The 14,168-nt window shown below is 35.0% G+C and carries 13 protein-coding genes and 1 tRNA gene; 5 read left to right on the forward strand and 9 right to left on the reverse strand.

What is annotated here, in order from left to right; genetic code table 11:
* Positions 1-504: 504 nt before the first annotated feature.
* The 3 genes from NO995_RS09705 to bshB1 form a co-directional block, all read right to left on the reverse strand.
* The gene (locus tag NO995_RS09705; RefSeq protein ID WP_240574572.1) at positions 505-681 is read right to left on the reverse strand and encodes a histone H1; all 177 of its coding nucleotides are present in this window, start codon (positions 679-681) and stop codon (positions 505-507) included.
* 271 nt (positions 682-952) lie between these two features.
* Positions 953-1,028, reverse strand: a tRNA-His gene (locus NO995_RS09710).
* Positions 1,029-1,171: 143 nt separating this feature from the next.
* Positions 1,172-1,891 carry a bacillithiol biosynthesis deacetylase BshB1 gene (gene bshB1, locus NO995_RS09715; RefSeq protein ID WP_258227337.1) on the reverse strand — a complete coding sequence of 240 codons (720 nt, stop codon included), beginning with the start codon at positions 1,889-1,891 and terminating at the stop codon, positions 1,172-1,174.
* 355 nt (positions 1,892-2,246) lie between these two features.
* On the opposite strand from bshB1, the gene NO995_RS09720 reads away from it, so the two are divergent.
* Complete coding sequence (locus NO995_RS09720; RefSeq protein ID WP_258227338.1) at positions 2,247-4,088, forward strand: SLC13 family permease; 1,842 nt, start codon at positions 2,247-2,249, stop codon at positions 4,086-4,088.
* Between the two features lie 30 nt (positions 4,089-4,118).
* Entirely contained in the window at positions 4,119-5,750 is a 1,632-nt protein-coding gene (gene pckA, locus NO995_RS09725) for a phosphoenolpyruvate carboxykinase (ATP) (protein WP_258227339.1), read from the forward strand.
* An 86-nt stretch (positions 5,751-5,836) separates the two neighbouring features.
* On the opposite strand, the gene NO995_RS09730 is transcribed toward pckA, so the two are convergent.
* Positions 5,837-7,117 carry a RuBisCO large subunit C-terminal-like domain-containing protein gene (locus NO995_RS09730; protein WP_258227340.1) on the reverse strand — a complete coding sequence of 427 codons (1,281 nt, stop codon included), beginning with the start codon at positions 7,115-7,117 and terminating at the stop codon, positions 5,837-5,839.
* Between the two features lie 175 nt (positions 7,118-7,292).
* On the opposite strand from NO995_RS09730, the gene NO995_RS09735 reads away from it, so the two are divergent.
* Entirely contained in the window at positions 7,293-7,949 is a 657-nt protein-coding gene (locus NO995_RS09735; RefSeq protein ID WP_258227341.1) for an HAD family phosphatase, read from the forward strand.
* Here NO995_RS09735 and NO995_RS09740 read toward each other — a convergent pair.
* The 5 genes from NO995_RS09740 to NO995_RS09760 all read right to left on the reverse strand — a co-directional run bounded on the left by NO995_RS09740 (position 7,941) and on the right by NO995_RS09760 (position 12,844).
* Positions 7,941-8,363 (reverse strand): DM13 domain-containing protein, encoded by a 423-nt coding sequence (locus NO995_RS09740; protein ID WP_258227342.1) that lies wholly within the window; start codon positions 8,361-8,363, stop codon positions 7,941-7,943. The genes NO995_RS09735 and NO995_RS09740 overlap by 9 nt on opposite strands.
* A gap of 50 nt (positions 8,364-8,413) precedes the next feature.
* Positions 8,414-8,584: a hypothetical protein gene (locus NO995_RS09745; protein ID WP_240574582.1), complete on the reverse strand. Its 171-nt coding sequence runs from the start codon at positions 8,582-8,584 to the stop codon at positions 8,414-8,416.
* Positions 8,585-8,586: 2 nt separating this feature from the next.
* A complete protein-coding gene (gene mscL, locus NO995_RS09750) occupies positions 8,587-9,033 on the reverse strand; it encodes a large conductance mechanosensitive channel protein MscL (RefSeq protein ID WP_258227343.1) in 447 nt (148 codons plus the stop codon).
* A 103-nt stretch (positions 9,034-9,136) separates the two neighbouring features.
* On the reverse strand, positions 9,137-12,319 hold the full coding sequence (gene ccsA / locus NO995_RS09755; protein ID WP_258227344.1) for a cytochrome c biogenesis protein CcsA: 3,183 nt from the start codon (positions 12,317-12,319) through the stop codon (positions 9,137-9,139).
* A gap of 132 nt (positions 12,320-12,451) precedes the next feature.
* The gene (locus NO995_RS09760; RefSeq protein ID WP_258227345.1) at positions 12,452-12,844 is read right to left on the reverse strand and encodes a group III truncated hemoglobin; all 393 of its coding nucleotides are present in this window, start codon (positions 12,842-12,844) and stop codon (positions 12,452-12,454) included.
* Between the two features lie 59 nt (positions 12,845-12,903).
* Between NO995_RS09760 and NO995_RS09765 the strand changes: the two genes are divergently transcribed.
* A complete protein-coding gene (locus NO995_RS09765; protein WP_258227346.1) occupies positions 12,904-13,671 on the forward strand; it encodes a Rossmann-like and DUF2520 domain-containing protein in 768 nt (255 codons plus the stop codon).
* Positions 13,652-14,161: an HAD family hydrolase gene (locus NO995_RS09770; RefSeq protein ID WP_258227347.1), complete on the forward strand. Its 510-nt coding sequence runs from the start codon at positions 13,652-13,654 to the stop codon at positions 14,159-14,161. The genes NO995_RS09765 and NO995_RS09770 overlap by 20 nt, the downstream gene beginning before the upstream one ends.
* Positions 14,162-14,168 lie beyond the last annotated feature (7 nt).

The following is a 14,168-nucleotide window of genomic DNA, read 5'->3' on the forward strand; positions in this document are numbered from 1 at the left end:
CATATTCAATGTTCGTGTTATACCGTTTGCGCATAACTGTGCTCTATGAAATATAATTAATTATTTATCCCAAGATTAAATGATGATAAACATAATAATAATAATAATAATAATAATATGTATTACCTAAAAACAGAATTCCCTATTAAATGATATTAATAATCATATTTCATAATCCAACTAAATTAATACATCATATAACGGAAAAATAAATTCATATATTTGTTATATCAAATAAAACAACAAGAGTTACCCTATAGGTTACCCCAAAAGTACAACCTCTGGGAAGCATTATAAATATTAATGTTTAAAGACAGGTGGAAGAACCTCTTTCTCCGCAACAAAAGCTCGTAACAGTAATGTTTACGGGCTTTTTTATTTTTGGTTGATATTATAGTTGACAGTTCTCTTGTCTTTATACCGAAATTAATGCAGTGAGTCCATTGGATATAAAAAAATCCCTTTAAGTTATTAAAGGGATTTTAATTAGAATAATTAAAGATATTATTTCTTTGAAGCCTCTAAAGACACCTTACGAAATTCTTTCATTAATTTAGTCATTTCTAAAGTAGCTTTACGAGCTCTTGTTCCTGCAGCTTTATTTCCACTTTCTACTTGAGCATTAGCGTCTTTTGCGAATGCTTCAAATTGAGCATTGATTTGTTCTAAAAGTTCTTTCATGAATTAAAGGTTTTAAATTAATGCTAGCGAAAATAGGGTAAAAAGATTTTTAAAAACAATCTTTTTTACAAAAACAACAAATAATTATTAGTTCTATATCAGTTATAAAACCCTTTCCTACCAAAAACAACTAATAAGTCATTGTAATCCATATTTTTAAGAATAAACACAGATAGCAAGTAAACTTGCACTCCAAACAGAATTTCTAATAACCTTAAATATTAAAGCACAAAAAAAGCCTTTCAATTAAATTGAAAGGCTTTTTACTTTTGGGTGGAAGATCGGTCTCGAACCGACGACCTCCTGAACCACAATCAGGCGCTCTAACCAACTGAGCTACAACCACCGTGTTGTGCATTTCGTAATGCGAGTGCAAATGTAAACGTTTTAAGCGTTTCTGCAAAAGTTTTTTCGAAAATTTTTCAAGTATTTTTCACTTTTAAAACTAACTTGTTCATCTACTCAAACTTACATTTAAAAAAAATTCACGCTAAATTAAATCGAATAGACTATTTACCCCAACATAACGCTCTACCGTGAAACCTTCGGCATACTCGACACCTATTAAACGCCCTAAATCTCTGGCTCGATAAATAACACTATCTGTAAAATTCTTGCTTGAAATAGGCGTTTGAGGCTCTTTACTATCTTCACTAAAAAACTGAGTTTTATAAGCCAACACCGATTTCATCTTTAAATCAATAAAATCGGAAACATCGACAACAAAATCCGGTTCTATATTCTTCCATTGAATAAAATGATACACTTGCTTTGGTCGCCACGGTTTTTGCACTTCTTCCTTTTCATTTAAAGTTTCAATTTTAAGTAATCCACTTAAAAAACAAGCATCACTTGCCAATTTACTACCTTTTCCATGATCAATATGTCTATCGTCAATAGCATTGCAGATTACAATATCTGGCTGGTATTTTCTAATTTTTGAAATTAAGGCCAACTGATGCGCCTTATCATTTACAAAAAAGCCATCCGCAAACCTCATATTCTCTCGTACCAGGACATTAAGAATTTCTGCGGCAGCTAAAGCCTCCTCGTCTCTTGTTTCAGCAGTACCACGAGTCCCTAATTCCCCTCGAGTTAAATCTATAATACCAACTTTTTTTCCGTTAGCTACCTCTTTTGCTATGGTCGCACCGCATCCTAACTCAACATCATCTGGATGGGCCCCAATAGCAAGTATGTCTAATTTCATATGCTATAATTTTTATTAAAAAGAACCTGATTTCCCTTACCAATAAGTTACTTATTCCTGAAAAATTTTTAATTTTTATCAAAAAAACAAAAAAGCTTACAAACAATTAACTGTGATAATCTTTTAAATCCATAAAAAACAGAATTACTACCACGTTTTCGCTTACGTTTTTACTACAATTTTACTATTAAAACTTCTAATAATTGAAAAAATAACACTTAATAAAAAGTATGACTTTAGTCATAATTATTAGTACCTCTGTACAGTAATTTTAACAAAGAATTAAGAACCAAACCAGATAAAGCCTACCTTTAAGGAAAATGGTTATTGTAAAATTAATAAACAAATATTAGATATGATCTATTTAATGCTCTTCATTTTAGCTGCAACTATTGCCCTTTTCATTTGGGGAAAATTCACTCCTGATATCGTTGCCCTAATCTCAATGTTAGCCTTATTTTTAACTGGAATTTTAGATGCCACTGAAACATTAAGCGGATTTAGTAATCCTACGGTTATTATGATTGCCGCCCTCTTTATTGTAGGCGAAGGTATTGCCCAAACCGGATGGACAGCTATGGCGGGTAAAAAGTTTGTAGAATGGGCGGGCAAAAGTGTTCCTAAACTTCTTGTAATCATCACATTGGGAGCAGGAATATTATCCGGTTTTGTTAGTAACACCGGTACTGTAGCAACACTAACTCCTTTAACCATATCATCAGCCTGGAGCATTGGTACGCTACCTTCAAAAATGCTTATGCCTGTTGCTTTCGGTTCAAATACAGGAGGACTTTTAACTTTAACAGGAACGCCTCCTAATATTATTGCAAGTAATGCTTTAGTGGAATCAGGTTTCGAAGGCTTTTCATTCTTTGAATTTGCTTTAATTGGTATTCCTCTGTTAATTGTCTGCCTACTTTACTTCAGATATATAGGGTATAAATTATTACCGAATAACAAAACAAACAACAAACCTGTAAATATAGAATCTACCCTTCACAACTGGATTGAGGCCTATAAGGTACATGATGACTACTACAGACTACGTATTCGCTCCATATCTCCTCTTATTAACACTAAAATGGAAGAATGGCAGTTTGAAAAAGAATATAATGTTAATATTATTCGAATTAAACGCAGACATCCTAATGTGTTAAAAGGTATTAATAGTTTTATTGAATTTCCTAATCCTCAAACCGAATTATACTATCACGATATCATTACGGTTAAAGGAAGTACAGAAGCCATTAATAAATTAATGATTAGCTTCAGACTTGGTTTATTACCACTGGAACCTATTACAGACGAGTTAAAACACAACTTGATTAATCAGGAAGTTGGTATGACCGAAGTTATTGTAAATCCTAATTCTATGTTAGTAGGTAGAAAATACAAATTAGGAGACTACTTTAAAAGATATGGTATTCAGCTTTTAGCAGCTTCACGAAATAATAAACCTCTTCAAGATAAAGACATTGTGGTAAAAGCCGGAGATGCCTTTTTATTACGAGGAACCTGGGAAGCCATTGATGATCTTAAAAAACAACACGAACACCTTGTTATTATTGGTAGTCCTGAAGGTATGGCTAAAAACGTCGAGAACTTAAACTTTAAATCTTATATCGCTTTAGGCACCTTAATATTCATGATTTTATTAATGGTATTTAAAGTAGTACCTGGATCTATTGCTGCATTAATTAGTGCAGGTATCGTTTTACTAACAGGTTGCGTACCTATTTCAAAAGCATACAAAGGTATAAGCTGGACTAGTGTTGTGATGATTGCCGCCATGATACCAATGGGTATTGCGTTACAAAAAACAGGAACAGCTCAATTAATTGCTAACGGATTGGTAGAACATTTAGGAGGCATTCACCCTATTGTACTTTTAGGTGGTATATTTTTACTTACCACAACGTTTAGTCAAGTTATTAATAATTCAGCTACAGCGGTTTTAATGGCGCCAATTGCCATGCTGGCCGCAAGCTCATTAAATTTAGATCCGCATCCGTTTATGATTGTCATTGCAATTAGTGCTTCAACAGCCTTTTTAACCCCGATAGGCACCACAACAAATGCCATGGTTATGACAGCCGGAGGATATAAGTTTATGGATTATTTTAAAGTAGGTGCCCCCCTATTACTCCTGCTATTTATATTAACATTATTATTAGTGCCTGTAATATGGCCATTATAATATTATCAAAACATTTAAAACCAATTACAAATGGAAGACTCAGCAACTATTGAAGTTCATGCTAGCTTAGAGCAGTATGGCTTAAAAGATGTCAATGTACATTGGAACCTACCACCAGAAGAGCTTCAACGTATCACTGTTGAAAACAAAATGGGAAAAGAAACCGCTAATGGCACCCTAGCCGTTAATACTGGAAAATTTACTGGACGCTCGCCGCAAGATCGTTTTATAGTAAGAGACAGCTATACCGATAAAAAGGTATGGTGGGGAAAAACCAACAAGCCAGTTTCTACTGAAAACTTTAACAGTTTAAAACATGAAGTCATTCAATATCTTTCTGGAAAAGAAATTTATGCTCGGGATGCCTTCGCTTGCGCGGAACCAGAATTTAAAACAAAAATTCGCGCCATAACCGAACTACCCTGGTCAAACCTGTTTATCTATAATATGTTTTTACGCCCAAGTGCAAAAGAACTTGAAAACTTCGAAGAAGACTGGTTAATCTTATGTGCTCCGGGTTATGTTTGCCCAGATCCTGAAGCTTATGGCATTCGTCAAGGGAATTTTTCAATCATCAATTTTAGTCAAAGAGTAGCGTTAATTGGAGGTTCGGCTTATACCGGAGAAATGAAAAAAGGTATTTTCTCTGCTCTTAATTTAATTTTACCGGTGGAGCGAAATGTACTCCCAATGCACTGCTCTGCCAATGTCGGGAAAAAAGGTGACACTGCTATTTTCTTCGGTTTATCGGGCACAGGAAAAACCACGCTTTCGGCAGATCCTGAAAGAAAACTTATTGGTGATGACGAGCATGGTTGGACAGAAGACAATGTTATCTTTAACTTTGAAGGCGGATGCTACGCTAAGGTTATCGATTTAAGCGAGGAAAAAGAACCTGATATTTATAGAGCAGTAAGACCTGGTGCTATGCTCGAAAATGTTGTTTTTAAAAATAATGGAGAGGTAGATTATTTGGATAGCTCTATTACACAGAATACACGTGTAAGCTACCCTATTTATCATATTGATAATATTCAGGAAACACTTTATGCTAATAATCCTAAAAATATCTTTTTCTTAACCTGCGATGCTTTTGGTGTATTACCACCGGTATCCAAATTAACTCCTGGCCAGGCAGCTTATCACTTTATTTCTGGATACACCGCAAAAGTTGCCGGAACAGAGGCTGGAATTACTGAACCTGTACCGTCATTTTCTGCATGTTTCGGTGAACCGTTCATGCCTTTACACCCAACTATATATGGAGAAATGCTGAGTGATAAAATGCAGGAAGCTGGTGTTAATGTGTGGTTAATTAATACCGGTTGGAGTGCCGGACCATACGGTATAGGATCTCGTATAAAACTAAAATATACCAGAGCTATGATTACTGCGATTCTTAACGGAGATTTAGATAACGTAGATTATGAACAAAACCCAATTTTTGGTTTATTCATGCCGAAATATTGTCCCGGCGTACCATCAGAAATACTTGACCCAATGAATACCTGGTTGCAAAAAGGAGCCTATATAGGAAAAGCTATTCAGTTAGCACATTCCTTTCACCTAAACTTTGAAAAATTCGCCCTTCAGGCCTCAAAACAAATAATGGAAGGTGGTCCATTAATTGACGAACACCACCACTTAGAAGAACATATTTAATAGTTGTTTTTTTTATTGGAACTGTACAGGAAACTTAAATTGGTCGTTTCCTGTACAGTATTTTTTTTCTTAATAATTAAAAAGGGTTAACCTTCATTAACACTCACTTTATTTAATAACTCCTTATTTCCAAATTTCAATACAGATTCTCTAAATTCCTTATAATCGTTTGCTGTTTCCTCCAAAGTCATTCCGTTAACCGCTGCATTCCAAGCCTGTTTGACAGACAAAACTCCAGCCTCAATTCCTGAGGAATGTCCAAATATAGCATCTCCAGCCATATACAATAAGTCGGTAGACTTTATACGTTTATAAGTTTCAAACGCCTGACCTCCCCATTGCTCTGAAGATACCACTGGTAAAACCGCTTCGCTGTTCAAAAAGGGTTTAAGACACGATTTTATAGAGCGCACGGCCGAATCATTCGACTCCCAAAATCCATTATCAATTCCATTAACATACATTTGGTCTATACCTGCTAATCTGGCAATTTTATCATAGGCCGGGAAGTTTATTCCCAAATAAGGATGTCGATTAAACATTCCCCAACCGTTTCGATGTGCATGAATGGACAAACCTCCCCAGTTACAAACTTGCTTGGTCGCTGTCCAGCCAACACTATTTACACTTAGCATCGCACAATTTCCTCCTGCATTTACAACCGTTTCATAATTAGACTGCATTGTTCTAATATCTCCTGTGATATTGAATCCGTACATAATTTTCTTTCCTGTCTTATCGGCATGAGCGTTAATAACATTCATCACTTTTTCAACACGCTCAGCAAATGGAGAGTTAGATGATGATGTTAAAAGCTCATCATCTTTAATAAAATCAATTCCGGCTTCTGCCAATTGCTTTACCAAAAAGGCCGTATGTTCTGGTGTTACGCCTAAACTTGGTTTAATAGCAGCTCCTATCATAGGGCGTTTTAGGCCTACACCAGCCAAAGCTTTTGTTCCGCGCATCCCAAATTTTGGTCCTCTAAAGTGCTGCCTATAAGAATTAGGCACTTCAAAATCATCTAATTTAAGTCCTGTAAATTGTCTTGATTCATATAGACTTCCAAGAAGTGTAGTCATTAATGCCGGAATATTATATCCAAAATTCCCAACAGGCCAAGACACAATAACTTTAGCGCGTTTAAACAATGTACCTGCAGTAAAATCTCCAGGAATACTTGGTATTGAAACTTCATCTAACAGTTCAATATGTTCAACTTGCGCAGCTAAATGTTTCTTAAGTTCTTCTGCTTCTTTCGGAACAAATAATAAAGTTTCTTTTAATGGTTCACCCGCCAAAACTGCGGCTGCTTGTTCTACCTCATAGGGTGTTTCTATAAGGTAGGTTGCGAAAATTCTTTCCATTTTAAATAATCAGCTATCAATTAATTTAATTAGGGTTGTAGGTAAAATTGGCGCAAATTTTTGTTAATACTATCCTGCTGTAACCTGTTTCGAAATCGGTCGTTAGCAAATTCTATAAAAGATACGCATTTTTAGTCATCTATCATAGTATATCTTTATATTAGCGCAAAAAACGATGTTAAAGGCTGTAATTTTTGATATGGATGGTGTTATAATTGATAGTGAACCCCTACACTACAAGGCTTACCATAAAATGTTTGAAGATGTAAAGGTTGATGTTTCTCCTGAACTTTATGAATCCTTTACCGGAAAATCCACCCTTAATGTCTGCAAACAGGTATGTGATACTTTTAATTTAAATGAAACACCAGAAACTTTAGTTAGCATAAAAAGGAAACATTACGAATATATTTTCGATAACGATAAAGACTTCGATTTAATCGATGGCGTTTTGAATCTGATAAAAGATTATCACGCTAACGGACTGACTTTGGTTCTTGGTTCTTCGGCTTCCATGCCTAATATCGAGCGTATTTTTAAACGTTTTGATTTGAACCAATATTTCAAAGCGAAATTAAGCGGTGCCGATTTAAAAGCTTCTAAACCGCATCCTGAAATTTTTATTAAAGCTACCGAAGCTTCAGGATTTCAAGCTCACGAATGTATGGTTATTGAAGATTCTACAAATGGTATTGAAGCCGCTAAAGGGGCAGGTATTTTCTGTACAGGTTACGACAGTAAGCATTCCAAAAATCAGGATTACAGTAAAGCCGATTTAGTCGTAAAGTGCTTTAGTGAAATTCCTTATGATCGGGTAAAAACCTTAATTTAGTACCGCATAACCAAAGTTTACTGAAAAAGGAACACACCATATGATAACATGATTGTATTGATTATAGTCTATATTATCAGGTAAGTTATATTCGTAATTTCCTTCAGTACCTTTTAAAGCACCTAATGAAACATAACTGGACGCCGATGTATCTGTTGCAAGATACACTTCTAAACCCGGTCCAGAGTCAGTTTTAAAATCACTAAAGGATACTATTTTTTTATCTTTATCAATAGTTACCTTTCCTGAAGTAGGATGAGCACTAGAAATAAAATTTCCAGAGTAAGCAACTTCGACTGAAGACATCTCCTCCATTTCCATATTTTCTTCTGATAACATTTCAGAATCATCGGAAGTTGAACAAGACATAATTAACAATAATAAAATAAAACCAAACAAATAAGGACGTTTCATAACAATCAGTTTTAGTTAGTTCCTTAATTGGTCGAAATTAATTTAGAAGTTTACACCTCATCATTACCATCATCTTTACTTTCTTTAATTTTTTGCTTCAAAGCTTTAAGGCGCTCTTTTCGTAATTCAGCTTCCTTACGTTTTTTATTCTTTTTCTGGTCAACCAATCTGGAATGTTTGGCTTTATTTTTCGTGTTTTTATCCCGACCTGTTTTTGCCATGCTTATTTATTAGATTTTATTAAATTATTCTGCTCTTCCATCAACTTTGTAAGCTTTGCTAATAGCTCAATATCTTTAGGTGTAGTGACTGTTTCATCTTCGACATCCTGCGATTTGTTTCGAAGGCGATTCATAAACTTTACAACAATGAATATAGTAAACGACACAATTAAAAAATCTATTAATGTTTCTCCAAGAATCCCATAACCTATAGCCACTTCATCAGTTACAATTTTCCCTGATGTATCTAAAACCGCTTCTTTTAAAATGATGCGCTTATCGTGAAAATTCACGCCATTGGTTAATAACGACAATGGTGGTAAAAATACTTGTTTCACTAATACATCAATAATTTTATTGAAAGCTGCCCCGATAATAATTCCGACAGCCATATCCATCATATTACCTTTAACGGCAAACTCTTTAAATTCTACAAATAACTTCTTCATAAGTTCACATTTTAAATATTACGTTAACTTTAAAACTAAAAAATCTTGCTAACATAAAAGCACGTTAGCAAGATTAATAACTTATAAATTGGTTTTAAAACCTTTATTTTTTGTAATATTTACTGTATCCGCGGTAAGCAAAGAATCCTAAAACTGCTACAATTGCACAAGCAATGCCTATAAATTTCAAGCTTACAATCTGATCTCCGCTGGCGTAACTGTGTAATCCTGCTAAATAGAAATTCACCCCAAAATACGTCATCATAATGCTTGAAAACGCCACAATAGACATTAAGTTATAAAACCAGCGTCCGCGTAAGCCCGGTACCAAACGCATGTGAATAACAAAGGCATACACCATAATACTAATTAATGCCCAGGTTTCTTTAGGATCCCAGCCCCAGTAACGACCCCAACTTTCGTTAGCCCACATACCACCTAAAAAGTTTCCTATAGTAAGCATGGTTAAACCAACAGTTAAAGCCATTTCGTTAATTATGGTAAGCTCCTGAATATTTAAATCTAGTTTCTTTCTATTCTTTTCGTTAGTAAAAATCATCAGTAATAACGACACCACCCCTAAAATCATTCCCAGTGTAAACGGACCGTAACTTGCCACGATAACCGCCACGTGAATCATTAACCAATAACTATTTAATACGGGTTGAAGGTTAGCGATTGCAGGATCCATCCAGTTCCAGTGTGCTACCATTAAAATCATTGACGTTACAAAAGCGGTTGACGCCAAAGTTAAATCGCTTTTTCTTCCAAAAGCCAATCCGAAAAACATGGTTGCCCAAGCGACATAAATCATAGATTCGTAAGCATCACTCCAAGGTGCATGCCCCGAGATATACCAACGTGCAATTAATCCTGCGGTGTGCAGTAAAAACAGACCAAGAATAATGAATTTAAATACTGTTACCGATATATTTAAAGTCTTGTTTTTTTCTTTAAAAATCTGAATAATCAATAAGATAAACAGCAAAGACCCCGCATACATATACCAGCTAAACAGCTTTTTAAATACATCGTATTTATTGTATAATATTTCGGTTTTTATTTTTTTATCGCTTAGCATGACAGAACCTCCATACTGATGCTGTGTTTTCTTAAAGGCTTCTAATAATTTTGATGCTTCTGAAAAATCTCCGGATTGCTTTGACTGATTTAGCGTAAACAAATAGGCTCTGAAACCATTTCTAACAAAATTAGAATACAGTGAATCCTGAATTTTATAGTTTCCGAATTTATAATCGTAAGCCGATACCCATTTATTATTTGCATCGTTTGGAATTGGGAAAATCTTTAATGAAGCTCCTTCTATAGTATTGAATAATAAACGAACACGTTCGTCGGTTTCCTTAATTTTTTTCTGATACCCATTTGGTACAGCTACACTGTAAGCATCATCTAAATAAGGCTCTAATTTATAGGTTCCATCTTCATTTAAAAAATCGACTAAAGCAAAATGTTTCCCTTCCTTACTAACACCAATAATGCTTCGTAATGAATCGGTTTCCATGGGGCGTAAATAAATAACAGGTACATTATACCATAGTGTCGGGCTTTCCTGAATAGATAAAAATACCTGGTTCGCATCAAAACCTTCATAAGTATCACTTTTACTCAATTTACGCAACATTTCAGAAGCATACGTATTCACTGGCATCATACGTCCGCCAACATCCTGAATTACCAAATGTCCAAATTCATCGGCAACATCTTTTGGCGTTATATTGGCCGCTAAAATAGAATCTATTTGCGATTTAGAAGGTTTGGTATGATCATGACCATCGTGCTCTGAATGGGTTTGCGCAAACGTCGAAAGTCCAAAAAGCAATACAACAACACCTAGCATTTTTGCTTTTTTAGCTTTTACTTTTTCAAGCATTACTTTTAATTCTCCAAAACGCGACCCTTTAACAAATAATATGGCTAATAATCCTGCATATAATAAGAAATAGCCAATGTACGTTAGTAATGTTCCCCAGTAATCATGGTTTACAGAAAGTATGGTTCCTTTTTCATCGGGATCAAAACTCGATTGGAAGAAACGATATCCGCGGTGATCAAGAATGTTATTCATGAAAATTTTATAATCGAAATTTCCTTCCTGTTCATCAATAACTGTTACTTTACTTGAATACGCTGAGTTTACATTCGATCCCGGGAATTTTTCGGCTTCAAAATCATTCAATTTTATTGAAAACGGTAATTCCAAAACTTTAGACCCATATTTAAAAGCAAAATCAAGACCTCCAATTTTTATTTGCTTGAAAGCGTTATTCATCCCTTTTCCGCCTAACAAACCAACGCGTTTGGTTTCTCCGCCTGTTGTTACTTTTAAAACCACTCCATCAGAATCATTTTTCAGCATTTGCGATTTCTGAACAACATCGAATTCTCCTTTAATAACAGGCTTTGGAAATACCATTTGCATATCGCCAATCACATAACGTGAGCGCAACATTAATGGCTGCAGGCTGTCTTTTACCAATTTACCCTGAGCCATGGTTGCCATAACCATGTATTCGCCTTCAAACGGCGATTGTATATTTAATTTTCCGTCTTGGTAAGTAATATTAATGGCTCCCGGTGTTGGCTTATTTAAAGCAAACAGTACGCTGTGGATACTTTGAATTTCACCAACCTTTAAAAAGTGATTATGTGGCGCACCGCCTCCGGCTTCAACAATTTTTAAATATTCTTCGCCATCTTCAGTTGGTACAATATCTTCTTCGGCGCCTTTTACGAATTTCTCTAATTCGATAGTTACCGGTTGCTGGTCGTATCTGGTTTCTATTTTAAAATCATTGTCTAAACGACCCGAAAAATCTACTTTATGCTCCAGAGGTAAACGTTGCGGTACACCATCAATTTCGTAATCTCCATCAATGTAAGTCGTGATGTATGTTTCTCTGGATAAGAATGCATTTTCTGTTTCGCCTTCTCGAATAGCCATCATCCCTTCAAAACTCACATAGCGCGTAATACCGGCACCAATAATGATAAAAATAAAGGCTAAATGCAGTAATAAAGTGGCCCACTTTTCTTTTTTATGCAAACGATATCTGAAAATATTACCAAAAAAATTGATAACAAAAAGCACCATAATAGCCTCAAACCACCAGGTATCATAAATTAAATTTCTGGTATATGCTGTTGGTGATGTATCTTGTCCGGCATCTAAAAACGTACCTGTTGCCATAGCTGCGGCAAAAGCGATAAATAAAACAGATGTTAGGCGTGTTGAAAAAAGAATTTTGGAGAGTTTATTTTGCATAATTGGTACCCTTTTTTGAGGTCGTGCAAATTTAAGTATTTCAATTAACTTAAAATTGTTAAAATTGGAAAGAATTGTTAATCAAATCCTAATGTTTAAAAGGCAACTTAATTTATAATTTAAGATGAAAGATCACTCACATTGGCGTGCTTTAAAAATTTCCATGTAAAGAAACGTTCCCATTTTTCTGGCACGTCGTTTAGCATTTCCAGCATAATCACCTTGAAAAAGTTCATCGATGGTTTGAAACCAAAGATTTAACCATAGTCCGAAATGTACATCGGTAATCGAATGATTATTCTCCTGATCAACTTTTACGTGTACCTCTAACGGATTACCTAAATATTTAGTCTTTAAGAACAAACTCGATTCCCAAAAGGTTGTTAGCTTTTCAATATGTGCATCCCAATCGGTAATAACGTTATTAAAAAAGGGGCCTAAAACCGAATCCTTTCTAACTTTAGTATAGAACGAAGACACCAATAAATAAACATCTTCACGGGTAGTGATATCTTTTTTAGTCATAGAAAACAAAGATATGGCTTTGGGTTTTTATATCGCGCAATATTCTCTATTTTTGCCATATGATTTCAGTAGTAATTCTTGGTGCTGGCAATGTGGCCACACATTTATACAAAGCCTTTAAAACAACCGGTGACGTTAAGGTTACACAATGGTATAATCGTAATATAGAAGCTATTAATGCGTATAAAAATGAGGTTTCTATTACCGATGATTTATCGCAACTTGTAGAAGCCGATGTGTATATTATTTCAGTTAGTGACGACGCTGTAAAAGGATTGACAAAAAAATTGCCTTTTGAAAACCGATTAGTTGTTCACACTTCGGGAACGGTTAAAATTAGTGACATCGATAAAAAAAATCGTCAGGGTGTTTTTTACCCATTACAAAGTTTTAGCAAATCGGCTAAAATGGATTTTGCTAATGTACCTTTCTGTATCGAAGCTATTAAAAGTGAAGATTATCACTTATTGAAAGATATAGCCATTGCCTTAGGAAGTCCTTCTAAAAAAGTAAACAGCGATCAGCGTAAAGTGTTACATTTAGCCGCTGTATTTGTAAATAACTTTACGAATCAGTTGTACCGGGTAGCTCATGAAATTACAGAAAGTGAAGGTGCCGAATTCGAAATGTTAAAACCTCTTATTTTAGAAACTGCTAAAAAGGTACAGGATTTATCACCATATGTGGCGCAAACCGGTCCGGCAAAACGCAACGACAAAAAAACATTAAACAAACACGCAAAACTTTTAACTAATCCGCATCATAAAGACATTTATGATTTGCTGACAAAATCAATTCAACATACCCATGGAAGAAAAAAGCTATAAAGAGTATTTACAACACATAACAACCTTTATTTTTGACGTTGACGGTGTTTTAACCGATGGTTCTTTAAATGTGACCACAACAGGTGAATTATTAAGAACCATGAATGTTCGAGATGGTTTTGCTCTTAAATTTGCTGTAAATGCTGGTTACAACGTAGCTATTATTTCCGCTGGACAAAACGAAGGTGTAAAAGTTAGATTAGAAGCTTTAGGTGTTAACCCAGTATTTTTGAATGCCAGCAATAAAGCCGAAAAATTTACAAACTACACTCAGGAAAACAACATAAAACCTGAAAATGTACTTTATATGGGCGATGACATTCCTGATTACGCTGTAATGCAATTGGTTGGTTTGCCTACTTGTCCACAAGATGCTGTTCCCGAAATAAAAAGCGTTTCAAAATATATTTCTCACAAAAAGGGTGGCGAAGGCGCTGTTCGTGATGTTATCGAACAAGTACTTAAAGTTCAAGGAAAATGGGTATTTTAACGGCTTA

This window comes from Aestuariibaculum sp. M13 (assembly GCF_024723255.1).
Taxonomy (GTDB): domain Bacteria; phylum Bacteroidota; class Bacteroidia; order Flavobacteriales; family Flavobacteriaceae; genus Aestuariibaculum; species Aestuariibaculum lutulentum.